Source organism: Streptomyces sp. MGP-P1 (assembly GCF_057766565.1).
Map to the genome: position 1 here is coordinate 863,720 of NZ_JBYMEM010000006.1, position 23,599 is coordinate 887,318.

16 protein-coding genes and 2 pseudogenes are annotated in these 23,599 nt (G+C 72.9%); 6 read left to right on the forward strand and 12 right to left on the reverse strand.

Annotation, left to right across the window (positions count from 1 at the left end; genetic code table 11):
* Positions 1 to 24 precede the first annotated feature (24 nt).
* The 7 genes and pseudogenes from AC3CH1_RS19580 to AC3CH1_RS19610 form a co-directional block, all read right to left on the reverse strand.
* Complete coding sequence (locus AC3CH1_RS19580; RefSeq protein ID WP_018959947.1) at positions 25 to 450, reverse strand: phage tail protein; 426 nt, start codon at positions 448 to 450, stop codon at positions 25 to 27.
* Positions 451 to 545: 95 nt separating this feature from the next.
* Positions 546 to 1,070 (reverse strand): hypothetical protein, encoded by a 525-nt coding sequence (locus AC3CH1_RS19585; RefSeq protein ID WP_488464108.1) that lies wholly within the window; start codon positions 1,068 to 1,070, stop codon positions 546 to 548.
* Between the two features lie 2,770 nt (positions 1,071 to 3,840).
* The gene (locus AC3CH1_RS19590; RefSeq protein ID WP_003966147.1) at positions 3,841 to 3,999 is read right to left on the reverse strand and encodes a DUF6760 family protein; all 159 of its coding nucleotides are present in this window, start codon (positions 3,997 to 3,999) and stop codon (positions 3,841 to 3,843) included.
* A complete protein-coding gene (locus tag AC3CH1_RS19595; protein ID WP_488464109.1) occupies positions 3,996 to 4,496 on the reverse strand; it encodes a hypothetical protein in 501 nt (166 codons plus the stop codon). Before AC3CH1_RS19595 ends, AC3CH1_RS19590 begins: the two co-directional genes overlap by 4 nt.
* Entirely contained in the window at positions 4,493 to 4,933 is a 441-nt protein-coding gene (locus tag AC3CH1_RS19600) for a phage tail protein (RefSeq protein WP_488464110.1), read from the reverse strand. Before AC3CH1_RS19600 ends, AC3CH1_RS19595 begins: the two co-directional genes overlap by 4 nt.
* A 63-nt stretch (positions 4,934 to 4,996) precedes the next feature.
* A pseudogene (locus tag AC3CH1_RS19605) lies at positions 4,997 to 6,536 on the reverse strand (phage tail sheath family protein).
* 707 nt (positions 6,537 to 7,243) lie between these two features.
* Positions 7,244 to 8,563 (reverse strand): COG1470 family protein, encoded by a 1,320-nt coding sequence (locus AC3CH1_RS19610; RefSeq protein ID WP_488464446.1) that lies wholly within the window; start codon positions 8,561 to 8,563, stop codon positions 7,244 to 7,246.
* Between the two features lie 238 nt (positions 8,564 to 8,801).
* Here AC3CH1_RS19610 and AC3CH1_RS19615 point away from each other — a divergent pair, with 238 nt between their 5' ends.
* From AC3CH1_RS19615 to AC3CH1_RS19635, 5 genes and pseudogenes are all read left to right on the forward strand, one after another.
* Positions 8,802 to 9,569, forward strand: a complete 768-nt coding sequence (locus AC3CH1_RS19615) for a helix-turn-helix transcriptional regulator (protein ID WP_488464111.1) — start codon at positions 8,802 to 8,804, stop codon at positions 9,567 to 9,569.
* A 239-nt stretch (positions 9,570 to 9,808) separates the two neighbouring features.
* Positions 9,809 to 13,062, forward strand: a pseudogene (locus AC3CH1_RS19620) (hypothetical protein).
* The gene (locus AC3CH1_RS19625; RefSeq protein WP_488464112.1) at positions 13,059 to 13,763 is read left to right on the forward strand and encodes a Pvc16 family protein; all 705 of its coding nucleotides are present in this window, start codon (positions 13,059 to 13,061) and stop codon (positions 13,761 to 13,763) included. Before AC3CH1_RS19620 ends, AC3CH1_RS19625 begins: the two are co-directional and overlap by 4 nt.
* Positions 13,760 to 15,886, forward strand: a complete 2,127-nt coding sequence (locus AC3CH1_RS19630; protein WP_488464113.1) for an ATP-binding protein — start codon at positions 13,760 to 13,762, stop codon at positions 15,884 to 15,886. Before AC3CH1_RS19625 ends, AC3CH1_RS19630 begins: the two co-directional genes overlap by 4 nt.
* A gap of 164 nt (positions 15,887 to 16,050) precedes the next feature.
* Positions 16,051 to 17,043 (forward strand): DUF389 domain-containing protein, encoded by a 993-nt coding sequence (locus AC3CH1_RS19635; RefSeq protein ID WP_488464114.1) that lies wholly within the window; start codon positions 16,051 to 16,053, stop codon positions 17,041 to 17,043.
* A gap of 131 nt (positions 17,044 to 17,174) precedes the next feature.
* Here AC3CH1_RS19635 and AC3CH1_RS19640 read toward each other — a convergent pair whose 3' ends face one another.
* Entirely contained in the window at positions 17,175 to 17,333 is a 159-nt protein-coding gene (locus AC3CH1_RS19640) for a hypothetical protein (protein ID WP_488464115.1), read from the reverse strand.
* Positions 17,334 to 17,363: 30 nt separating this feature from the next.
* Positions 17,364 to 19,361 (reverse strand): heavy metal translocating P-type ATPase, encoded by a 1,998-nt coding sequence (locus tag AC3CH1_RS19645; protein WP_488464116.1) that lies wholly within the window; start codon positions 19,359 to 19,361, stop codon positions 17,364 to 17,366.
* Between the two features lie 95 nt (positions 19,362 to 19,456).
* Here AC3CH1_RS19645 and AC3CH1_RS19650 point away from each other — a divergent pair, with 95 nt between their 5' ends.
* Positions 19,457 to 19,843: an ArsR/SmtB family transcription factor gene (locus AC3CH1_RS19650; protein ID WP_488464117.1), complete on the forward strand. Its 387-nt coding sequence runs from the start codon at positions 19,457 to 19,459 to the stop codon at positions 19,841 to 19,843.
* A 111-nt stretch (positions 19,844 to 19,954) separates the two neighbouring features.
* Here the strand turns inward: AC3CH1_RS19650 and fabI are convergent, their stop codons facing one another.
* From fabI to AC3CH1_RS19665, 3 genes are all read right to left on the reverse strand, one after another.
* Positions 19,955 to 20,716, reverse strand: coding sequence for an enoyl-ACP reductase FabI (fabI, locus tag AC3CH1_RS19655; RefSeq protein WP_488464118.1), 762 nt, complete (start codon positions 20,714 to 20,716; stop codon positions 19,955 to 19,957).
* A 146-nt stretch (positions 20,717 to 20,862) separates the two neighbouring features.
* Positions 20,863 to 22,281: an MFS transporter gene (locus AC3CH1_RS19660; RefSeq protein WP_488464119.1), complete on the reverse strand. Its 1,419-nt coding sequence runs from the start codon at positions 22,279 to 22,281 to the stop codon at positions 20,863 to 20,865.
* Between the two features lie 153 nt (positions 22,282 to 22,434).
* Entirely contained in the window at positions 22,435 to 23,580 is a 1,146-nt protein-coding gene (locus tag AC3CH1_RS19665) for a fatty acid desaturase family protein (RefSeq protein WP_488464120.1), read from the reverse strand.
* Between the last annotated feature and the right edge of the window lie 19 nt (positions 23,581 to 23,599).

Sequence of the window (23,599 nt, forward strand, 5' to 3'; positions counted from 1 at the left end):
TGCCGTTGGTGTCGTCGGGCCCGGTCAGGAGGGCTCCAGGCCCTCGTGCGCGATCTCCAGCGTCTCGATCGCCGCCTCGGAGTTGGCCGGATCGAAGGAGGGCCCCTGCCAGCGCACCGGCACGATGCCGTGCACCTGCCAGCTGATGATCCGGCTGAGGTCGGGCCGCAGCGCCACGATCTCGCCGTCCTTGGGCTCGACCCGCTGGATCGTCTCGTTCAGCCAGCGCGCGATCTTGAGGGTGTCGGCGGTCACCGGGCGGGTCAGCGTGATGTTCGTCCAGCTGATCCGCCCCGGCAGCTGCCAGGTGAATCCGTTGTTCCCGCCCTCGGCGTACGTCTCCATCTCCACCTCGGCGCCCAGACCGGAGCAGGTGTGGAACGCGCCCAGGTCGCTGCCGCCGATCGCGAGCTTGAAGAACACGCTCGTCGCGAAGATGTTGTCCGTCATGCGTCTCTCGTCTTCTCTGCTGTCTCTCGTACGGGTCGTGCGGGGCGGTGCGGTTCTTCCCGGTGCGCCGGGCGGGCGCCGGGGCGGTCGTGCCGTCAGCGTCGGCCGTCGTGCAGCCGTCCGCTGCGTTCCCTGCCCCGGCGCAGATCGGCGCGGATGAGCCGGCTCACCGGGTCGAGGAGTCGGCGGGCCAGCTCCTCGATCTCCCCTCCGCTCAGCCGGTTCGCCGACGGAGCGCCGGAAGCGTCGTCGGAGCCGGTGGCCGCGCCCGTCGCCCCGGCTGCGGGCTTCGGCGGGGCGGCCTGCACCGGGACCCCGGTGATCCCGGCCTTCGCCGCCGCACGCTGGACCGCCTGCGCCCTGCTCTCCGGGCGGCCCGTTCCGGCGGTCTGCGCGGGCGCGCGGGGCGGGACTCGTACGGAGAGTCCGGGCGATGCGCCGGGAGCGGCGCCGCCCGCGGGGGCAGGCCCGGTGAGCGGTGGCCCGGCGCCGTCGGGCGTCACCGGCATGGCCAGCCGCTGTACGGGTACGGCGGCTTCCGGACGCGCCGCGTCGGGCGGATGCGGCCGGACGACGGGAACGGGACGCGTGGCGGCGGCGGTCACGGACACCGGAGGCATCGGCGCGGCACCCTGCACCCCCGGCCGAGGGTGCGGGGTGTGCGGGAGCGGTGCGGCGCGTTGAACGACAGGGGTGGGGGCAGGGGCGGGGGCAGGGGCAGTGCGCGGGGCGGGGGGCCGGTCCGAGGCCGGGGCGGCGTGCCGTGCGGAGACCTGCTGCGGACTCCGGCGGGACGCCGGCTCGGAGACCCGCCCCGGAGCCTGGCGGGGCGTCGGCCCGGAAGCCTGCTGCGGCGAGGGCGTGCCGGACGGCGTGGGCGGGGGCGTGGTGGCCCGTCCGGACCGTCGTACGAGTCGCTGGAGTACGCCGCCGGCGGACGGACCGCGCCCGGCGGGGGCGGCCGTGGTCCCCGGCGCGCGACCCGGCGCGCTCCCGTCGTGGCGGGCGGTGGGTACGGCGCTCCGGTTCGCGGTGCCCCGGGCCCGGTCGGTGGAGGCGTCACCACCCCGGTGCGGGGGGTTCGCGGTCGCCGAGCGCTGGACCGGGGGCCCCGAAGCCGTACCGGAGGACGCCGGTCGCGCGAGGCCGGCACTCGGCCCGCCACCGGTCCGCCCGTCGGCGGGGTCCGGTGAGGGAGCGCCGGTACCCGGCTGCCGCACGTCGCGCCGCCAGGTGGCCGCCACGACCGGACGCGCGGTGCCGCCGCCCGCCGTCACCGTCGTCAAAGGCGCCGAAAACCCCTCGGCGGAACCGGTGTTCACCGTCAGGGCGCGGCCGGAGAGCAGCGTTCGTGACCGCTGGACCGTGGGTGACGGCGTCGCGCCGGCGGAGCCCTGGGCCGTACGGCCCCGAGCGATCGGCCGGACGCGTACGGGCGGCACGTGTACGGGCGGCAGGGGAGCCGTGGGGGCCGGACCGGTCCGGGTGCGGGCGGGGTCCGCCGCGCGCTGGACGGGCGTGCTTCCGGACGACGGTCCGGCGGGTGCCGAGGGTACGGCGGGCGGGACGGAAGCCGTCCGCACCGGCATCGCGGACGTCGCGCCCGGCGGCCCCGGGGCGGGTGCGGGAACAGCGGGCCCGGTGTTCGGGGGCCGACCCGGATCCGGCCGCGCCCCGGCGGGCGCGCGGTCACCGAGCAGCGGCGCGGCGCCGCCGAGCCGGGCCGTGGGCGGCAGCGAGGGAAGCGGCGTGCCGATCCCGCCCCGCGCACGGGCGCGTGCGCTGCCGGAAGTGTCCGCCCGCGGCGCCGGCTGCACCGAAGGGGAGGGCCCCGAGGCCGTCGACGGACCGGACGACTGGGTGCTCTGTGCCGACTGTGACGACTGGGGTGACGGGGACGCCCGGGGTGACTGGGGCGGCTGGGGCGTACGGGAACGGCTCTCCGGTGACGACGGCTGCTGGTGCGGTGCCGGCGAAGACGAAGACGAAGGCGCAGGTGTCGCTGCCTTGGTCGGGCCGGCCGGGCCAGTCGAGCCGGTCGGACGGCGCGTGAGTGTCGCGGCTGTCGTGGCCGTCGTCGCCGGAAGGCCCGGCGAGCTCGGCGGACTCTGCGGGTCCGAAGCTTGGCGCTGGAGCACCGGCATCTCCGCCGGGTGGGCCGTAGCGGGGGCGGACGGAACGGCGCCCGCCGGTCCGTCGGCACCGGCCTGCCTGGCTCCGGCGGGCATCTCGCGCAGAGGCCTGCCCAGGGCCGGCCGCACCACATCGGCGGCGGGCCGGCCGGAGTCACGGTCGGGAGACGGGGCGTCGCCCTCCGGAACCGCACGGTCCGGACCGCTGCGCCGCTCGATCCCGGCCCGCTGGACGGCGCGGGCAGCAGCTCCGGCGGACGGCGCGGCTGCCGAGGAGGAAGCGGAAGAAGCGGGGGATGCGGAGGAGGAGGAAGGGGCGGTGGGCGTGGCGGGCACGAGCCCGGCGATCTGCCGCAGCGGCATCGCCGGACGCCGGGCGACGATCAGCGGCGGAGCGATCCGCTGCGGACGTACGGCGGCGGGAGGGCGCGCACCGGAGGACACGGACGACCTGGATGGAGCCGTGGAGTCGGACGAGGCCGTGGAGGAGGACGGGTCGGACGATCCCGACGCAGCGGATGGACCCGACGTACCCGACGTACCCGATGTACTTGACGTACCCGACGTACCCGACGTGCGGGAGCCCCTCGATCCGTCCGCCGTACTCGACCCGCCCGCCGACGACCGGTTGGCAGTGGACAGGGCCGGAGCCGGGGCAGGCGGGGCGCTCGACCGCTGGACCGTCGGCGAGCCGGGGCTCGGCTTCCCCGCCCCCGTACCGCCGTTCGTCCCGCTGCCCCTGGCCGCCGCCCGGTTCACCGAGGCGGGCGGCAGGTCCGTCGTGGGAGCGGCGGGGGCGTCGGCGCCCGGGGGCCGGACCGCGCGCAGCAGCAGCGGCCCCCCGGGGGACGTGGCCCTCGCGCCGCCCGGGCGGGCCACGCCGTGGATGAGGCCGACCGGGGCCGACGGCAGCACGGAGTGCCCAAGTTCCCCGCCGAGCGCGGGGTTCTGCCAGGAGGCCAGCCGCGAACGGAACCGCAGCCCGTCGCTCACGCCGATCGAGGACCGGGCGACGGTCACCGTCGGCGGGGCCACCCGCCGCCAGCCGCCGTCCCAGCCACCGCCCTCCCCGCCGGCAGCCGCCGAGGAACCGGAAGCCGAACCGGCTGCCGAACCCGATGCGGGGTCGGGATCCGGGCCGGAGTCCTGGACGGGTGTGGGTACGGCGGACACCTCGGCGTGCCCGCCGCCCTCTCGCGAGGGCGCGCCGGAGCGCTGCCGGTCCGCCCGGCGCAGCCAGTCCCCGAGCCCCACACGATCACCCGCCTTCGTTGACGCGGGTGTTGATCCGCGCTATCTCCCGCACCCACTGCTGACGTTCGCCGTGGGTGAGGTCGAGAATGTCCTCACGCTGCCAATGGAAGTGGTAGGCGACGTACGCGATCTCCTCCCGCAGCCGGGGAAGCGCGTACGTCACGATTCCCCCAGGCGCCCACCCGAGAGGTCCACCTCGAACGACCCGTGGCACAGCGGGCAGGTCACCGCGGCATGCGTGTGGCCCTCGCTGTTGATCCGGCGGTAGAAGTCCTGGAGGAACGCCACATCGGTCGCGTACATCCGCTCGACGATCCCGGCGTGCACATCGGTGACCGTGCCGAGCTGGGTGATCACCTGGCTCAGCAGCACCACGGACAGATACGCCGGGTTCTCCTTCACCCGCAGGTCGATCTGCGGGCGCAGCTCGTCCCGGGCCGTCGCGAGCCGCATGGTGCCGCTGCGGTGCACATGGCCCTCGTCGTCGACGTACCCGCGCGGCAGCTCGAAGGCGAACTCCGTCTGGAGCGTGTCCCGTTCCCGTTCCCGGGGGCGGGCGGGCGAGGGAACGGCGGCCTCCTCGCGTGCGGCGGGCGCCGAGGCGAGATGGTCCAGGACCTCTTCGAGGCCGGCGCCCGGCGTAACGGTCCGGCGCCTCATTCGACCACGATCTCCTCGAAGGTGATGGTCACCGTCTCGGTCGCCGCGCTGGACTCGCCGGCCTTGAGGGAGGGGCCCTCCCACTTGGAGGCCCAGCCCTGCATCAGCTGGATGCGGCGGACGGTCGCACCGGTCGAGTCCTTGATCTCGATCGTGAGGTTCTGCCGCGCGGTGTCGACGGCCCCGTTGTTGAGGGTCTCCTTGATCCAGGTGGTGAACTCGCTGCTCTGGTCGAGCCCGCGGGTGATCGTCACCTCGCCCGCCTGCCGGGCGCCCGGCTGCTTGCGGATGATCTGCTTGCCCTCGGCCGTCACCTGACGGACCTCGACGACTTCTTCCTCGACGGTCATGCCGCTGATCTCCTGGATGGACTCCACGAGATAGCCGCCGAGCTGTACGCCGAAGATATGGGTGGAAAGAGCGTCGCCCTCTGCCATGACTCTGTGTCACCTGTTCTGGTCGATGGTGCAAGTGAAGGGGTGGGGGGGAGGACCGCGAGGTCACTCGTCGACGAGGCTGGTGCTGTCGGAGAACTGCGAGAGACGGAAGATCACGAACTCCGCGGGCTTCACCGGAGACACCCCGATCTCGCAGACGACCTGACCGAGGTCGATCGACTCCTGTGGGTTGTTGCTCCGGTCGCACCGGACGTAGAACGCCTCCTCGGCCGTGCGGCCGAACAGCGCCCCGCGTCGCCACTCCTCGGTGAGGAACGAGGTGACGTTGCGCCGGATGCTCGACCAGAGGCGGTCGTCGTTCGGCTCGAACACCACCCACTGGGTGCCCAGGAGGATGGACTCCTCCAGGTAGTTGAAGAGGCGGCGCACGTTGAGGTAGCGCCAGGCCGGGTCGGACGAGAGGGTGCGCGCGCCCCAGATGCGGATGCCGCGGCCGGGGAAGGCGCGTACGCAGTTCACGCCGATCGGGTTGAGGAGGTCCTGCTCGCCCTTGCTGAGGCGGATCTCCAGGTCCACCGCGCCCCGGATGACCTCGTTGGCGGGGGCCTTGTGGACACCGCGCTCGTTGTCGCTGCGCGCCCAGACGCCGGCCACGTGACCGCTCGGCGGGACCAGGGAGTTGCGGCCGCTCGCCGGGTCGAAGACCTTGACCCACGGGTAGTAGAGAGTCGCGTAACGCGAGTCGTAACCGGCGTCCTCGTTGCGCCAGGTGCGCACCCGCTGGGCGTTCATGCCCGGCGGGGTGTCGAGGACGGCGACCCGGTCGCCCATCTGCTCGCAGTGCGAGATGACCGCCAGCTGCACGGTCTTGACGCCCTCGGCGTCGATGTCGCCGCGCTGGAAGGCGCTCATCAGGTCCGGGACGGCGACCATCGTGATCTCGTCGATCGCCTCGAGGCCGGAGAAACCGGTACGCGCGGAGGCGTCGCCCACGTACTCCGAGGCGTCGAGCCGTGCCACACCGGAGCCGGGCGCCCGCTGCGGCGGGGGCGAGGGCGACGGTCTGCTTCTCGGGGCGGCTCTGCGCCGCGCCGGGCTGCTCGGTGACCTGGACGAGCTTGGAGTCGCGGGCCTGGGTGACCAGGTAGCCCTTGACGTTCTTGCGGGTGGAGACGTCGTACGTCTCCACGGCCTTGCCGGCCTGGCGCACCAGCAGCCGGAAGCGGTCCTCCGGGGGGTTCTCGCCCTCGGCGTCGGCGATCTCCACGGAGAGGTCGGCGCCCGTGCCGGGCTTCGCGGAGACCAGGAACCCGCCGAGCGCGACCGGGGCGGGGGCCTGGGCGACCGAGCCCTGAGCGGTGGCCTCCGCGCCCTGTGCGGGACCGCCGATGCGGACGATGTAGGCCGCGCCGCCGCCGTTGGCGAAGTAGCCGTAGACGGCGTGCGCCAGATAGGTGTCCGCGGTGAAGGCGCCGAACGTCTGCACGTACTGGTCCCAGTTGGTCACCAGCGTCGGCTGGTGGAAGGGGCCCGTCCCGGCGAAGCCGACGAAGGCTGCGACCGCGGTGCCGACACCTTCGATGGGCCGCGCTCCGGACTGCACCTCCTCCACGTAAACACCGGGGGTGAGGTACGACGGCATGCTCGCTCCTTCTGGACGGTCACTCGATCACTGGCCAGTCTTGACCGTCCGGCCGGGCGGGGAGTAGGCCCCAGAGTCCTGGACCCGGGGCAATGTGGCTGCCCTTTCCGGGCCCCCGTACGCCGGGTGACGCTGCCCTTGGCGGGCCGGGTGGACCGGTAGCCGTATTCGCGGAGCCGACCCGCATTCCCCGGGCGACGTGAAGAGAATGAGAACAATGTGTTACGGAACGGTCCGAAGCCGGTCGCCCCCGCCGGGGGGTTGAGCGAAAAGGCGGACACCGCGCCGGGGACCTGATGTGTTTGGTATCTCTTTTTCCCGGTAAACCACGGAAGGCCGAGCGCCGTCCGGGGGTCACCGGGCGAACGGGCCGAGGTGACGCGATTCGGCCAGAATGCGCCGAGAAAGTGGGTGGATTCGGTCGTGTACGGGAGTGGAAATCGGGCACGGGAACGCTCCGAACGGGCACCCGCCTCCCGCCACCGGACCGTCAGGACCGTTTCTGAGCAGGCATGTTCGTGCTCACGGCCATCTGGTGCGGATATTCTTCCGATGCTGTCGTCGCCGCGGACGACCGAACTGGTCGCGACCTCTGGTGTACCGGGGAGGGCGAATCCGCCACCCCCCGGCACGCCGGGTTTCCTCTCGAACGGGTTTCTGCTGTTGTCTCGTCGGCAGACGAAGCAGAACGCTCGGCGTCGCTGTTTCTATCGTGCGAGATCGCTCAGTTCGCCGCTGACATTCAGAACCTGATGGCACCCGGAAGCCTGCGTACCGGTGGCCGGAGTGCCGGGCTTGGCACAGGTGACGGAGGCGGTGACGGTGGCGTTCTCCGGAACCTGAATGGGGGTGACCCAGTGATAGTCCTGGTTGCGGAAGGTTTCCAGCGCGATCGTCGTGATCTTGTTCTCTCCGAAGGAGATCGTCACGATGCCCTCGTCCCCCTGGAAGTTCGCCACCACGATGTCGGTGACGCCGAACACCTTCCCGGCGGGAACCTTGTAGACGCCCTCTGCCGAGCTTCCCGCCCGGGTTTTCACGTCGATGGTCTTGGAGTGCTGCGCACCGCCACCGCTCCCGCCGGTGCCCCCGCCTCCGCCGGAACCGCCCGGACCCGAGCCGCCCGGACCCGAGCCGCCCGGACCGGAACCGCCCGTACCGGGGCCCGTTCCGTCCGGACCGGCGCCCTCTCCCTGACCGCCTGCCGGGTTCTCCGCGCCGCCGGGCGGCGTCGACCCCTGCTCCCTGCCCCGCTCGGTCTCCTTCTGCGCGGCTTTCGTCCCCGCCTGCTCGGCCGTGCTCTGCACCGCGGGCCGCACCAGCGCGAACCACGCGAGCAGCAGGGCCAGCAGTACCGCCAGCACGATCAGCAGCCACTTGGGCAGCACCGGTATCTGGGCGAACTCCCCGGGCAGCGGATCGGCTCCACCGGGCTGCTCCTCCTCGGCCTCCCCCTCGGCCCCCTCGGTCGCCCGGACCTCGAACGGCCAGGTGACGGGCTCCCCGAACCAGATCAGCGCCCGGGCCCGGACCTTCAGCCGGACCTCCGCCGACTCTCCCGGCTCCAGTCGCTTCCTGTCCGGCGTGAAGGTGAGCCGCAGATCCTCTCCGGCCTGCTTGCCCGCGAGGGCCACATCGACCGGGGTGTTCCCCCTGTTCTGCACCGCGGCACCGAAGCGGGCGCCCAGCCAGCCCCGGCGGCGGCGCGGTTCCAGCTCCGTGCGGAGCTCGTGGAAGGGCTCCACGGTCACCGTGCCCTCGGGGACCACCACCGACTCGGGCCGTTCCGCGGGCAGGACCCTTACGGCCAGGGGGGTTTCACCCGCACGGACCTCGTGGGAGCGCGGCGGGGCGAAGGTCAGGGTCACCGTCTCGGAGGTGCCCGGGTACAGCGACACACGCGCCGGCTCGACGGTACTCCAGACGGCGCAGTCGCCGACCACCTCAAGTGTGTAGGCCTCGACGATGTCGCCGTCGTTGCGCACGGTCAGGGTGGTCGTCGCGGTACCGCCGGGCGACACCGTCACCGTGGGGCTTTCGAGTTCGGCAGATGTGGTCACTCTGCGACGTTAGGCCGCCCGCACCGCTCGGCAGCAGAGACGCGAGGGCAACGAGCGGGCAGGGGTGGTGCCCCGCGGGCCCCTCGGCACAGTGTCCCCGCGCCACCTCCGCGCGCCCGCGGGCCGTGCCCCGGCCGGCGGAGGGCGACATGAGGACGAGCAGGCATATCGGGCTGAAGTACCTGAGGAAGACGGGCACGGAACGATGACGACGATCACGGACACGACGAACAGCACGGCGAACGCGACCGCGAACGGCACGGCAACCGCCAACGGCACGGCGGCGCGCGGGCACTACCGCAGGCCCGACGCGGCCCACCGCCGCACGGCGGGCCCCGGGGGAGCGCCCGGGGGCAGGGTCTCCGTGGCGGTGTACGCGGAGGACCTGATCCTGCAGACCGGCATGATCCACCAACTGCGCGTCCGGCCCGAGATAGAACTGCTGCCGGAGGCCGAGGCGGACCGGGCCCAGGTCTCCCTGGTCGTGGTGGACATGGTCGACGAGCCCACCGTCCAGCTCCTGCACCGCCTCCAGCGCAACACCTCCACCCGCACCGGACTGGTCGTGGGGTTCTTCGAGTCGGGCGCCCTCCAGACCATGATCGAGTGCGGGGTCGCCGCCGTGCTCCGGCGCGGCGAGGCCGACCAGGACCGGCTCGTCCACCTGGTCCGGGCGATGGCCAACGGCGAGGGCGTCCTGCCCGGCGATCTGCTCGGCAAGCTCCTCGACCACGTCAGCTCCCTCCAGCGGACGGTCCTCGACCCCCGGGGGCTCACGCTCTCCACCCTCACCGCTCGCGAGGCGGAGATGATCCGGCTGGTCTCGGAGGGCTGCGACACCGCGGAGATCGCGCAGAAGACCTCGTACTCCGAACGCACCGTCAAGAACGTGCTGCACGAGGTCGCGACCCGGCTCGAACTGCGCAACCGGGCCCACGCGGTCGGATACGCGATGCGGCACGGGCTGATCTGAGGGCCCGGCGCCCGTGTCCGCGGTAGCCGGACGCCCGGGCCCCATGCCCCGGGTGCGGCGCCCCGCCGCCGCAAAGGGCAGCGATCCCTTCCCCCGCCCCGGGTACTCGCGGCCTGTCCTTCGCCCCCGCGCGGGGGCGAAGCTGGCCGGTGGAGAGTCATCGACAGACTGTGAGGTGGGCCGTGACCGGCACTGCTGGCCCGGCAAAGCATTCCCGGCTGGGCCGACTGACCGGTGCGGTGGTGCTGTTGGCGCCGCTGCTGCTGGTCGGCTCGGCCGCCGCCCCGCACGCGGCCGCCGACGCCGTCGCCGCCGTGGCGGACGCGGAACCGCTCCAGGCGGGGCGCGTCGCCTTCGCCGGCACCGAACACCGCAGCCTGGGGCGGGCCAACGGCAAGGACACCACCGACCCGCTGTTCGGCGACGGCCCCACCCACTACGACCAGGACCCCTCCGCCCGGGGAGACGTCCTGGTCTTCACCAGCCTGCGTGACAGCGCCCGGCCCCAGGTGTACCTGCGCGGCGCGGACGGATCGGTGCGCAGGCTCACCACCGACCGGGACGCGGCCCACCCCGAACTCTCCCGGACGGCCGGACCGTCGTCTTCGACTCGGCGGAGACCGGAGCCGACGGCACGGTCCAGCGCGACCTGTGGTCGATCGGCGTCGATGGCAGGAACCTGCGCCGGCTCAGTGACACCCCGGACAACGAGGAGTCCCCGACCTGGTCCCCGGACGGCAAGAGGATCGCGTACGCCTGCGACGGCGACGTCCTGGGCAGGTGGCAGATCTTCGTGCAGGACGTCGCCGGCGGCCCGCGCACCCGGATCAGCGACGCACCGGCCGGGGACGCCACCGAGCCGTCCTGGAACCCGGTCGACGACGACGCCCGTCGGGACCTCGTCGCGTACACCCTCACCACGAACCCCGACCCGAAGGTCGACGACGGCAGGAAACTGTGGGCCACCCAGGGCATCGGGACCGACCGGCCGCTGCTGGCCGGGGCGCAGGCCAAGTGGGGCACCCGCTCGGCCTCCTGGCTGCCCGACGGCAAGGACATCGTCTTCCTCAGCCCGTACCACACCTGCGGCTGCGACGACTTCGACCACGCCTACCGGGTGACCGCGTTCCAGGGCGACGTGCCGCCTGACCAACTGGTCAACGAAAACCGTGAGTTGGGGCCGCCCACCTGGTTCGCCCCGGCCGGGACCGTCATCGTGCCCCGGATCACCCCGGACCCGGAGACCGTCAAGAAGCCGGGCGAGCTGCTGGCTGCCGCGCAGATCGTGACGCTCCAGGACGTCCGCCAGGACGGCTCCGACCCCCGCGACCTGGGCCTCCCCATCCTGAAGGAGGACCCGAAGGCCCGCACGAGCACGGACCACACCCCCGCGGAGGACCCTCTCTTCAAACCGGGTCCCGGCTACGACCCGTGGGTGGAGCGGCAGACCTACACGCCCGACGGCCGGCGCATCGCCGTCACCCGTTTCGAGGACAGCGAGGCCGGACGGATCGAACGGATCTGGATGGCCGACGCCGACGGCGGGAACGCGGAGCTGCTGGAGCTCGACGGGCGCGCCTCCACGGACTGGGACACCGACCCCACCTTCTCGCCCGACGGCAGCAAGGTCGCGTTCACCCGGACCTCGCCCGGCGGTGTCGAGGGCGCGCCGGGCCGGAGCCGCATCCTCATCGCCGACGTCGCCACCGGCGCGATCCTCGACCGCGTCCGGCCGCCCGAGGGCCGGCAGACGGACGACGACGCCCAGCCGGCCTGGTCCTCCGACGGCGTCAACCTCGCCTTCACCCGCAGCCAGGTCATCAACGGCAACGGCGGCAACAAGCACATCTGGGTCGTGCCGGTGGCGGACCTCGACCGCCAGCGGGATCTGAGCGCCACCATCTGCCCCGGCGGCTGCGAGGTCATCGACGACAGCCCCGCGTTCTCCCCGGACGGCAAGAAGGTGGCCTTCAACCGCAAGGACGGCGGCGGCCGGAACAACCACCAGGCCGGGGTCCTCATCAAGCCGCTGCGCGGCGGCGGCTGCCGGGTCGTCCTGCCCTCCGTCCAGAAGGACCACCCCGACGGCTGCGACCTGCCGATCCCCGACACCTCCGTGACCGGCCCCCACCAGCCCCGTGACGTGGCCTGGTCCCCCGACGGCAGCAAGCTTCTGTTCACCTCGCGCCGGGAGTTCCCGCTGAACTCCATGGAGCGGCTCGCCGTACTCGACATCGCCTCCGGCGACGTGGCCCCCCTCGACAACACGCACGACGGACGGCAGAAGGAGCCCGCCTTCCAGCCGTCGGTCGACCTGTCGCTGACCGCACCGCCCACCGGAGACCCGGTGGAGGTCGGCTCTTCCACCGAGGTGGCGATCACCGTCACCAACCGGGGCCCCTCGCCCTCGCCCGGCACGCTCCTCACCGTCGACGCCCCGCCCGGCGTACGGCTGGAGGAGCTGACCACCGACGCCGGGACCTGTGCCGCCGGCACACCCCAGTGCGACCTCGGCGTCGTCCCGCCCGGGACCGACGTGACGATCACGGCCCGGCTGACCGGCGTGACCACCGGTGACCAGCGGATCGACTGGTCCGTCACCGGGGCGGTCCTGGACCCCAACCCCACGGACAACGCCGGCGGAACGATCGTCCCGGTCGAGGACGTCCCGACTCCGACCCCGACCCCGACCCCGACCCCGACTCCCACGACGCCGACCCCGACTCCCACACCCACTCCCACGACGCCGACCCCGACGACGCCCGCCCCGCCGCCGCCGACCACGCCGCCCCCGCCCCCGCCGCCGGCCCCCGAGCCCCCGCCGGCCCCCGAGCCGCCGCCCGCGCCCGAGGCCGGGCCCGGCGTCACCGTGCGGGCCCAGCCCAGCCCCGGCTACGTCGGCGGCAAGGTCGTGGTGACGTACACCGTGCGCAACGGCAGGAACGCGCTCGCCACCGGACTCCGGCTGAAGCCGGGACTGCCCGGAGGCATCCCCGCCGGGCCGCTCCCCGCGGGCTGCACCGGCGGCACGTGCACGCTCCCCGACCTCGCACCCGGCGCGTCCACGGTCCTCAGCGTCGTCCTGTCGCCCGACAAGGCACTCCGTACGACGATCACGGCGTCGCTCACCACCACGGGCACCGACTCCAGCCTCCGCGACAACGTCTCCCGGATCCCGCTGCGCATCCTCCAGCCCCGCATCGTCTCGGTGCCCGCCGTCGGCAAGCCCGGCTTCGTCACCTCCGTACGGGGCAAGGACTTCCCGCCCGGGACGCCCGTCGCCCTCAGCTGGAAGCCCGGGATCACCGCCGCCGCGGTTCCGACCCGGCCGCTGGGCGACGGCACGTTCATCGCCCAGCTCCTCATCGTCGCCAAGGACCGCACCGGGCCGCGCACGATCACCGCGAAGGGCCCCGGCTTCAGCCCCGTGAAGACCGACTTCCTCGTGGTGCTCGGCACCATCACCCCGCCGGACGAGGTGATCCGCCGATGATCCACGAGGTCGACGAGGGGCTGCGGCTGCTGCTGGCCGAGTCCGGGCTGGAGGACAGCGGCGTCGACCTGGTCTTCGACGCCCCGACCAAGGACTGGTCCGCCCGCCGCAACGCCCCGACCATCAGCGTCTTCCTGCACGGCATCCGCGAGGACGCGGGCAGGCGGCGCAGCGGCACGGCCGAGACGCACGACGAGGAGGGCGTGGTCACCGGCTGGCGGACCCCGCCCCGTTGGTTCGAGCTGACCTATCTGGTCACCGCCTGGACCAACCGCCCGCAGGACGAACACCGGCTGCTCTCCGAGGTGTTGCGCGTCCTCGTCCGCTCCGAGGTGCTGCCCGCGCGGATGCACACCGGAAGCCTCGCCGAACTCGGCCTGACCGTGGAGCTGGAGGCGGCGGGGCCGGGGGCCGGCGGGCCCTCCGCCTCGGACGTCTGGTCCGCGCTCGGCGGCGAGCTGAAGGCCGCGATCGATCTGCGGGTCGTCGCACCGCTGTCCGGGATGCGCACCCCCGCCGGCCCGCCCGTCACCGAAGGACTCGTGATGAAGACCGCACCCCACCTGGACGGCGACACCGACGGCCCCGGCCGGCGCCTGCGCTACGAGGGAGCGTCCGACCCGGGCGGGCAGGGCTTCGCCGCGCCTCGCGAGCGGCGGTTGCCGCCCGGCCGACGCAAGCGGGGGAACGCCGCGCGATGACCCTGGCACCACAACAGCTGGACGGTCACGGCCCCCTGACCGGCGTCGAGGAACTCTGGGAGCGGCTCGGCCGCGTCGAGCAGCGGGTCCGGGAGGCCGTAGCGGCTCGCCGGGCCGTCGATCCGGACCCCGACGACCCCTACCGGGGGCAGTACCTCACCCCCGAGGGCGCGGCACGGGTCCTGGAGACCCGCGACGCGTTCACGCCCGTACCGGCGTACGAGGACGGAGCCCTGCCGGACGCCGCCCCGGCCGGGAGCCGGCTCGGCCGACTGGCGGACCGCTTCGGTCTCGCCCCGCTGGACGTCGACCTCCTGCTGGTCGCCGTGGCCCCGGACATCGACACCCGGTTCGAGCGGCTGTACGGCTACCTCAACGACGACCTCACCCGCCGCCGACCCACCATCGGCCTGGCCCTGGAACTCTGCGGGCTGCCCGCCGCCGGCCCCGGCCGCTTCCGGTTCACACCGTCCGCCCCGCTCGTCGCGGGCGGGCTGCTGGAGATCACGGACGGCGAGCGCCCGCTGCTCTCCCGGGCCCTGCGGGTACCGGACCGGGTCACCGCGCACCTCCTCGGCGACGAGGGGACCGACGGCCGGCTGCGCGGGGTCGTCCAGGAGGCCACGCCCTCCCGGGAGCCGGACGAGCGTCCCGAGGTCTCCCGGATCGCGGCGGCCCTCGGCACGGGCAGCGGTCTGGTGCACCTCCTCGACCGGGGCGGCGACCCGTGCGGCCTCGCGGTCGAGGCGCTGGCGGAGGCGGGCCGGCGCCCGCTGGTCGTCGACGTCGCGGCGCTCACCACCGCCGCCGAACCGGCCCCGCTCGTACGGGCCCTGGCGACCGAGGCCCGCATCGGCCGCGCCGGGGTTATCCTCGGCCCGCTCGAAACGCTCGCCCCCGAACGCCCCGAAGGGGCCCGGCTGCTCGGCTCCCTGTGCGCGGCGCTCGGCTCCACGCCCCTGATCGCGTACGGGAAGAAGAACTGGGACCCCCTGTGGACGGCGGAGAGCCCGGTGCCTGTCACCGTCCCGCCGCCCGGCCCCGACGGCGCCGGGCGCCAGTGGGCGCGCGCGCTCGCCGAAGCGGGCCGGTCGGTCGGCCTGTCCGCCGCGCACGCGGCCGCCGACGAAGCGCTCATCGAGTCCGCCGCCGCCTACCGGCTCGACTCCGGCCAACTGCGCCGGGCGGCGATCGTCGCGTCCCGGCTGGCCGTCATCGGGCGGCGGCCGGTGACCCCGGAGGACCTGCGTACGGCGGTCCGCGCCCAGAACGGCGCGGGCCTGGAGCGGCTCGCCCGCCGCATCGACCCCGCGGTCGGCTGGGACGACCTGGTGCTGCCCCCGGCGACCCGCACCCAGCTCGGCGAACTCGCCCTGCGCGCCCGCCACCGCGAGACGGTCCTCGGAACGTGGCGGATGCGGCCGGGCGGTGGCCGGGGGAGAGGCGTCATCGCCCTTTTCGCCGGGGAGTCCGGCACCGGCAAGACCATGTCCGCCGAGGTGATCGCCGCCGAACTGGGCATGGAGCTCTACGTCGTGGACCTGTCCACGGTGGTCGACAAGTACATCGGGGAGACCGAGAAGAACCTGGAGCGGATCTTCGTCGAGGCGTCCGACGTCAACGGCATCCTCCTGTTCGACGAGGCCGACGCGATCTTCGGCAAGCGGTCCCAGGTCAAGGACGCGCACGACAAGCACGCCAACGTGGAGTCGGCCTACCTCCTCCAGCGCATGGAGTCCTTCGACGGCATCGCCGTGCTCACCACCAATCTCCGGGCCAACCTCGACGAGGCGTTCACCCGCCGCCTGGACGTGATCGCCGAGTTCCCGATGCCCGACGCCCGGCAGCGCCTGGCCCTGTGGGACCGCTGTCTGGGCCCGGCGATCCCGCGCGACGCCGCGCTCGACCTGGAGTTCTGCGCGGACCGGTTCGAGCTGGCGGGCGGTTCGATCCGGGCCTGCGCGGTGACCGCCGCCTACCTCGCGGCCGAGTCGGGGGAGCCGCTGGACATGGACCAGCTCGTCACGGCGGTGCTCCAGGAGTACCGCAAGCTCGGAAGGCTGGTGCTGGAGAGCGAGTTCGGGCCGTGGCTGGCCAAGGAGCGGGGGCGCGGCCTGCGGTAGTGGACACCCGGCCGTGACCGGCCGGACGGCCGGCGAGGTGCATGTGACCGGCAGGAACGGCCGGCGAGGTGCACGCGGCCGGCGAGACGGCGCGCTGAGCCGATCGGATGACGCCACGCGGGTGGCTGCCGTCCCCGCCGACGCCCGGCTCCGATACTGATCCGATGATCACAGGGCTGCGCGCGTGGGTGCTTCCGGAGCGTCAACGGAGGTCGCAGACCGAACTCGCCGAGGACCTGGACCTCACGTGCGGGGACGCCCGCGCCAAACAGTCGGCCTTCTGGACCATGCTGTTCTTCTCCGCGGTGATCGCGGCCGGCGGCGTCCTGACCGACTCCACGGCCACCGTGATCGGCGCGATGATCATCGCGCCGCTGTCCACCCCGATCATGGGCATCGCCATCGGCGCCGTACAGGGCCGGCGCGGCTCGGCGGGCCGGTTCGTGCTCGCCGGGGTGCTCCTCGTGGTGGCGGTCGGCGCCGTGGGTTCGCTGGCCGTGCCCTCCCACTACGACCTGCTGTCGGACGGTCAGATCGCCGGCCGGACCTCGCCCGGCCTGCTGGACCTGGTGGCCGCCCTGGCGACGGGCTTCGCCGGGGCGCTCGCACTGTCCCGCAAGGACGTCGCCGCGGTGCTGCCCGGGGTCGCCATCGCCATCTCGCTGGTGCCGCCGCTGGTCGTCGTCGGCGTCTGCGCCGGGCAGGGCGCCTGGTGGCTCGCGCTCGGCGCGCTGGTGCTCTTCGTCTCCAACCTGCTCGCCCTGGTCTTCGCCGGCATGGTGGTCTTCGCCGCGCTCGACCACGCCCAGGAGCGCCCGGCCCGCGCATCGCGGCGTGCCTACGCGACGCTCGGTCTGCTGTTCGCCGCGGTGGGGCTGGTCCTCGCGGCCAGCACCACGGTGACCGTGCTGCTCCACGTGTGGACCACGCGCACCTCCGCCGCCGCGACCGCCTGGCTCTCCGGTACGCCCGGCGCGCAGGTCATCGACGTACAGACACGCTCCCGAACGCTGTACATCGCCGTGCGCACACCGGCCGACCTGCCACCGCTGGACCGGCTCCTCGCGGACCTCCGCGGGAAGGTGCCCGACGGGGTGCCGGTCGCGGTGGTGACGACCCAGGGCAGGCAGCTCCAGGTCGGCCGGGTCGGGGACTGACCCGCACGGCCGCGCCGGTGGAGCGCCCCGCCGCCGGTACGGCCCTGGGGAGCATCCCCGCCGGCACGGCCCTGGGGAGCATCCCCGCCGGTACGGTCCTGGGCCTCCTCCGCCGACGCGGCCCGACCGGTTCAGTTCCGCCGGCTGCTCAGGTAGGTGTCGATCGCCCGTCTCGGCGCCTTCAGGCCGTACATCCCGTGGCCCACGGTGTCCACCGTGAGCAGGGACGCCCTGGGGAAGGCGGCGGGCTCGTGCTCTGGCGGGACGACGACTTCCGGATCCGCGACCACACCGCGTACCGGGCCGTCCTGGAGCGCGGCTCAGGCGGTGTCCTCGGCGGGCCGGGGCCAGGCGGACTCCCGCAGGAGGCGCAGGCCGTTGAGGCCGACGATGACGGTGGAGCCCTCGTGCCCGGCGACGCCGAGCGGCAGGGGGAGGGTGCCGATCAGGTCCCAGGCGACCAGGGCGGCGATGAAGGTACCGGCGATGGCCAGGTTCTGGACGACCAGCCGGCGGGCGGCCCGGGAGAGGGCCACGACGGCGGGGACGGCGGCGAGTTCGTCGCGGACGACGACGGCGTCGGCGGTCTCCAGGGCGAGGTCGGATCCGGCCCCGCCCATCGCGATGCCGGTGTGCGCGGCGGCCAGCGCGGGCGCGTCGTTGACCCCGTCGCCGACGACCAGCACCCGCAGGCCCTCCGCCTCCCACGCCCGCACGGCGGCGACCTTGTCCTGCGGGAGCAGGCCGGCACGGACGTCGCTGATCCCGACCTCGGCGGCCAGTCGGCGGGCGGCGCGTTCGTTGTCCCCGGTGAGCAACACCGGGGTGCGGCCGGTCAGTTCGGTGAGCGCGGCCACGGTCGCCCTCGCGTCCGGGCGCAGCCGGTCCGCGATCCCCAGCACGCCGACCGGGGCGCCGTCGCGGAGTACGAGGACCGCGGTACGACCTCCGTCCTCCAGCGACCGGACCGCCTCGTCGAGGTCGGGGCCGGGGCCGGTGCCGGTGCCGGTGCCGCCGACGGCGAGGCGGGCCGGGGACCCGACCCGGACGGTGCGGCCGTCGATGGTCGCGGTGACGCCCGCCCCGGGGGAGGAGGCGAAACCGGTCGCCCCGGCGAGGACGAGGCCGCGGTCGCGGGCGGCCCGGACGACGGCGCGGGCGAGGGGATGCTCGCTCGGGTGCTCGGCGGCCCCCGCCAGCGCCAGCAGCCGGTCCTCGTCCAGGCCCGACGAGGGCAGGGGGAGGACGTCGGTGACCCGGGGAGTGCCCTCGGTCAGGGTGCCGGTCTTGTCCAGCGCCACCGCGTCGACCTGGCCCAGCCGCTCCATCACGACCGCGGACTTCGCGAGCACGCCGTGGCGGCCCGCGTTGGCGATCGCGGACAGCAGCGGCGGCATGGTCGACAGGACCACCGCGCACGGCGAGGCGACGATCATGAACGTCATCGCGCGCAGCAGCGCCGACCGGAGGTCGTCGCCGAAGGCAAGCGGGACGCCGAAGACGGCCAGGGTGGCGATGACCATGCCGATCGAGTAGCGCTGCTCGACCTTCTCGATGAACAACTGGGTCGGCGCCTTGGTCCCGGAGGCCTCCTCGACCATCTGCACGATCCGGGCGATCACCGAGTCCGCCGGATCCCGCTCGACGCGCACCCGCAGAGCACCGGTGCCGTTCACCGTGCCGGCGAACACCTCGTCCCCCGCCTGCTTGGCCACCGGCAGCGGCTCGCCGGTGATCGTCGCCTGATCGACGTCGCTCGCCCCGTCCAGGACCTGCCCGTCCGCGCCGACCCGCTCACCGGGGCGCACCAGGATGACGTCCCCCACCGCCAGCCGTTCGGCGTCCACCGTCTCCTCGACGCCGTCCGCGCGGAGCCGGGTCGCCGTATCGGGGGCGAGGTCGAGCAGGCCGCGTACGGAATCCGCGGTGCGGGCGGTCGCGACTGCCTCCAGGGCGCCGGAGGTGGCGAAGATGACGATCAGCAGAGCCCCGTCCAGGACCTGCCCGATCGCGGCGGCGCCGAGCGCGGCGACGACCATCAGCAGGTCCACGTCCAGCGTCTTCTCCCGCAAGGCCTTGAGCCCTTCCCGCCCGGGATCCCAGCCGCCGGTGACGTAACAGGCGGCGAACAACGGGCCCCACGCCCATGCCGGAGCACCCAGCAGGTACACGGGGAGCGCCAGCAGGAACAGCACCAGGGAGGCCAGCGCCCACCTGGCTTCCGGCAGCGCCAGGAGACGCGTACGCCGCCTCGGCTCCACCGGGCGCGGAGCCCCTGCGATCGTCGGATCGGGCCGTTGACCCACGACAGAAGACATGACAAATCAACCCTTCACGGGTGGACGACGGGCAACGCGCTCACCATACAGGAACACATGAACAGGTCTTCATGTGTCGCGCGTATGATGACGGTATGGGCCACGGAGCAGACGCCAGGAGCAGCGCCACCACCCGCGAACGCCTCGACGCGGTCGGCGCCGCCGACGTCGCCGCCACCCTCCAGGCCCTCGCCACGCCCTCGCGGCTGCACATCCTCGCCCGCCTCCAGGAAGGCCCCTGCTCGGTGAGCGACCTCGCCGACGCCGTGGGGATGGAGGCCTCCGCCTGTTCCCACCAACTACGCCTGCTGCGCAACCTCGGCCTGGTCACCGGCGAACGTCACGGCCGTTCGATCATCTACGCCCTCTACGACAACCACGTCGCCGAACTCCTCGACCAGGCCCTCTTCCACGTCGAACACCTGCGCCTGGGCGTCCGCGACCTCCCGGCCGAGGCCCCCGAGCCCGCCGTCGTCGACTGATCCCGTGATCCCGTCACGGCTGATGGGCCGTGGACTTTCGGGCCGTCCGAGCATTGCCCGCCGATCACGCTGCCGCACCGGGAAACTCCAAGATCCCCGACAGGGTCAAGCTCAGGCACCCATCATGTGTACGCCGCCGTCGACATGGACGATCTCCCCGGTGGTCTGCGGAAAGAAGTCGGACAGGAGGCCGACGACGCCTCGGCCGACCGGCTCCGGGTCTTTGAGGTTCCAGGAGAGGGCCGAGCGCTTCTCCCACACGTCGGCCAGGTCGCCGAAGCCCGGGATGGACTTGGCCGCCACCGACAGGAGCGGGCCGGCCGCGATGAGGTTGCAGCGGATGTTCCTGTCGCCCAGGTCGCGGGCGAGGTAGCGGTTGGTGGACTCCAGGGCCGCCTTGGCCACGCCCATCCAGTCGTAGTGGGGCCACGTGACGCCGGCGTCGAAGGTCAGGCCGACCACCGAGGCGCCCGGCCTCAGGAGGGGCAGGCAGGCCGTGACGAGGGCCTTGTAGGAGAACGCCGACACTTGGACGGCCGTGGCCACGTCGTCCCAGTCGGCGGCGAGGAAGTCGAAGGCGCCCCTGGGTCCGAAGGCGACCGAGTGCACGATGCCGTCAAGGGTCGGGGAGTGCTCGCCGATCCGGGCGGCCAGGCCGGCCAGTTGCTCCGGGGACGTCATGTCCAGCTCGATGACCGGGGCGGCTCTGGGCAGCAGCCGGGCGGTGCGTTCGACCAGGGTCGGACGGCCGAAGCCCGTGAGGACGACCTCCGCGCCCTCCTCCTGCGCGACTCTGGCCGAGTGGAAGGCGATGGATCGCTCGGTCAGCATCCCGGTGACGAGGATGCGCTTGCCGTCGAGTATGCCGCTCATGATCATCCTTATCGGTCCGCCACCCGGACGCCGGGCGGCTTCGTTGGGTAGGACGGGAGCCCCTTTCAAGCCCCCGGCGTGGGAGGTTCTGCCGGGCCGGTGTCTGTCGGGCCGCATCACCACGTCGCACGCCCCGTCGAAGCTCGTCACCGCTCCATGTCCACCGAAGCCCCGGTGGTCCGGTCTCCCAGGATCAGGACCGTCGCCGCGAGCAGAGCCATGGCCGCGGCGATGACCAGGAAGAGCATGGCGGGGCCGTACGCGTCGAGGACCGGCAGCAGGACGAAGGGCAGCGCGGCGGCACTGAGTTTCGACAGGGAGTACGCCGCTCCCGAAGCGGTCGCCCGGAAGGCGGTGGGGTACTGCTCCGCCAGGTACACGTGCGAGACGTTGGAGAAGACGTTGCTGCAGAGCGTGTAGCCGAACCCGAACGCGACGACGAGCACCGCGGAGTCGGCGTAGGCGAAGCCCATGCCCGTCGCCACGATGGCCGCGGCGACGACGGCCACCAGGGTCCTGCGCTCGTACCGGTCGATGATCGGCAGCGACAGGGCTGATCCGATGGGGTAGCCCAGGAAGGAGAGAGCGATGAAGCCCAGACCGGTCACCACGTCGTAGCCCTTGGCCGCCAGGATCTGCGGGGTCAGTGCGCCGAAGCCGTAGTAGCCGAAGACGGAGAGGACACTGAAGATCCACAGCATCGTTGTGCGGCGGCGGTAACGCTTGGCGAAGATGGTCCGCAGGCGCGTCCGCTGCTCGGTGGGGGCGGGTGCGCTTCCTCCCGTGAGCACGGGTGCGGTCGCCGTCGGGGCCCGCTGTGCGCGGCGGGCGGCTGGGCCTGCAGACTCCGCTTCCATCCGCGCGACAAGCATGTCGGCCTCCTCCAGGCGGCCGTTCGCCGCGAGCCATCTGGGTGACTCGATCAGCTTGCGGCGCAGGATCCAGACCACGGCCGAGCCCAGGGAGCCCAGGATGAACAGCCAGCGCCATCCGTCGATGCCGAGCGGGCTCAGGGGTACGAGCCACAGTGCCGCGAACCCGACCGCCGGCACCCCGCAGAAGGCGATCGTGTAGGCCCACGCCGTGTACCGCCCCCGCTGCGACGCCGGGAGCACGTCCGCGAGGTAGCAGTCGGAGAGCGTCTGCTCGGCTCCGATGCCGATGCCGGCCAGGAACCGAGCCGCGATGAGCCACACCGCGTTGGGTGAGAAGGCCGCCAGCAGCGAGAAGCCCGAGTAGAGGGCGAGGTTGATCAGGAAGGCCCGGCGCCTGCCGTACCGGTCCGCGACCCTGCCGAGCGTCAGCGAGCCGATGAACTGTCCGACGAAGGCGGAGGCCAGGACGAGTTTGAGGGTCGTGCCGTTGAAGGCGAAGTCGTTCTGGAGGACTTGGGAGATCGTGCCGGCGAGGTTGTTCTCGAACGTGTCGAACAGCAGGCCGATCCCGACTACGGCGGTGAGCTGACGGTGCGTGGAGGTGATCGGCATGCGGTCCAGCCGATCGCCGATCGCCGCCGAGGCGGCTCCGTCCGCACTGTTCTTCGGCGGCGTGGCAGTCTCACGCATCGGAGGGAGGACTCCTCGTCTGGGCTGCTTTCGCTTCTTCTTCGCCCTGTCGTGACGGCCACGGCAGGGCGGCGACCCGCCCGCCCCGGGTCGAGGTCGCCGGCCGGTCTGTCCGGGGGTACGCGAAGTGCGCCGCGCGTCGGGCCGCTCGGGTCAGGCCGCGCGCCGGTCCAGGGCCTGTTCGACCTCGCCCCGGCGCACGGGTGCGCTCACCTGGTGGAGGAAGGTGGCCACCTCCCGGTACGAGGCCCAGAAGCTCACCTCGTGGTAGGGGACGCCCCGCTCCGCGCAGTACTCGCGGGTCAGCTCCCGGGCACGGGGCAGGTTCTTCTGCGCCATCGAGGGGAAGAGGTGGTGCTCGACCTGGTAATTCAGACCGCCGTACATGAAGTCGACGAGCCGGGAAGGGCGGATGTTGCGCGAGGTGAGCACCTGGCGCTCCAGCCAGTCCAAGGTCTCCTCCTCGCCGTCGCGGATCTCCATGCCCTTGTGGTTCGGGGCGAAGATCATTCCGAAGTAGAGCCCCTGGACGAACTGCTGGACGACGATGAAGACGACGGCGAGCAGCGGGGAGAGCACGGTGAAGACCAGCGTCAGGTAGATCGCCGCCCGCAGCAGGATGAGCGAAGCCTCGAGCACCGGGCGCTTGGTCTGGCCCTGGGCGATCACCTTGATGGCGGTCTTGCTCATCTTGAGGGATTCGAGCACCAGAAGCACGAAGAAGAGGACGCTCTGGTACCGGACGATGAAGCGCTTGACTCCCCGACGGCTGGCGTACTGCTTGAGGTCGAATATCGCGGTGCGACGTCCGATGTCGGGATCCATGTCCAGGTGGTTCGGATTGCTGTGGTGCCGGTTGTGGTGGTTGACCCACCACCCGTAGCTGGACCCGTTGATCAGGTTGGCATGGATGTAGCCGACGGCGGTGGCGGCCCGCTTGTCGCGGAACATCGCCTTGTGGCCGGCGTCGTGGAACATGTAGGCGCTCTGCGTCCCGCACAAGCCCATCCACGCGGCCACGACCAACTGCCACCAGGAGTCGCCGAGCAGAAAGAACGCCGTGAAGCCGGACGCCAGGAGCAGGGTGTTGAGGGCCAGTCGGCCCGTGTAGTAGCGCGGGTCGAAGTCCAGCAGGCCCTCGGCCTTCACCCGCTTCAGAAGCTCGGAGAACGTCGCGGAGGCTCCTGCGGTCGGTGCGGCAGGAGCCGCGGACGCGGCAGGAACGGGAGCGGGAGTCGCACGGCGTGCGTCGAGGGACTCGACCACGCCGTTCTGGGAAGGGACGTACGGCGATGACATACGGTGCACTCCTTGGGCT

What these genes read in the sequence shown, in the direction of transcription:
- AC3CH1_RS19580 (WP_018959947.1), bottom strand. Translation starts at nt 450, where the DNA reads ATGACGGACAACATCTTCGCGACGAGCGTGTTCTTCAAGCTCGCGATC.
- AC3CH1_RS19585 (WP_488464108.1), bottom strand. Translation starts at nt 1,070, where the DNA reads ATGCCTCCGGTGTCCGTGACCGCCGCCGCCACGCGTCCCGTTCCCGTC.
- AC3CH1_RS19595 (WP_488464109.1), bottom strand. Translation starts at nt 4,496, where the DNA reads ATGAGGCGCCGGACCGTTACGCCGGGCGCCGGCCTCGAAGAGGTCCTG.
- AC3CH1_RS19600 (WP_488464110.1), bottom strand. Translation starts at nt 4,933, where the DNA reads ATGGCAGAGGGCGACGCTCTTTCCACCCATATCTTCGGCGTACAGCTC.
- AC3CH1_RS19615 (WP_488464111.1), top strand. Translation starts at nt 8,802, where the DNA reads ATGACGACGATCACGGACACGACGAACAGCACGGCGAACGCGACCGCG.
- AC3CH1_RS19625 (WP_488464112.1), top strand. Translation starts at nt 13,059, where the DNA reads ATGATCCACGAGGTCGACGAGGGGCTGCGGCTGCTGCTGGCCGAGTCC.
- AC3CH1_RS19630 (WP_488464113.1), top strand. Translation starts at nt 13,760, where the DNA reads ATGACCCTGGCACCACAACAGCTGGACGGTCACGGCCCCCTGACCGGC.
- AC3CH1_RS19635 (WP_488464114.1), top strand. Translation starts at nt 16,051, where the DNA reads ATGATCACAGGGCTGCGCGCGTGGGTGCTTCCGGAGCGTCAACGGAGG.
- AC3CH1_RS19645 (WP_488464116.1), bottom strand. Translation starts at nt 19,361, where the DNA reads ATGTCTTCTGTCGTGGGTCAACGGCCCGATCCGACGATCGCAGGGGCT.
- AC3CH1_RS19650 (WP_488464117.1), top strand. Translation starts at nt 19,457, where the DNA reads ATGGGCCACGGAGCAGACGCCAGGAGCAGCGCCACCACCCGCGAACGC.
- fabI (WP_488464118.1), bottom strand. Translation starts at nt 20,716, where the DNA reads ATGAGCGGCATACTCGACGGCAAGCGCATCCTCGTCACCGGGATGCTG.
- AC3CH1_RS19660 (WP_488464119.1), bottom strand. Translation starts at nt 22,281, where the DNA reads ATGCGTGAGACTGCCACGCCGCCGAAGAACAGTGCGGACGGAGCCGCC.
- AC3CH1_RS19665 (WP_488464120.1), bottom strand. Translation starts at nt 23,580, where the DNA reads ATGTCATCGCCGTACGTCCCTTCCCAGAACGGCGTGGTCGAGTCCCTC.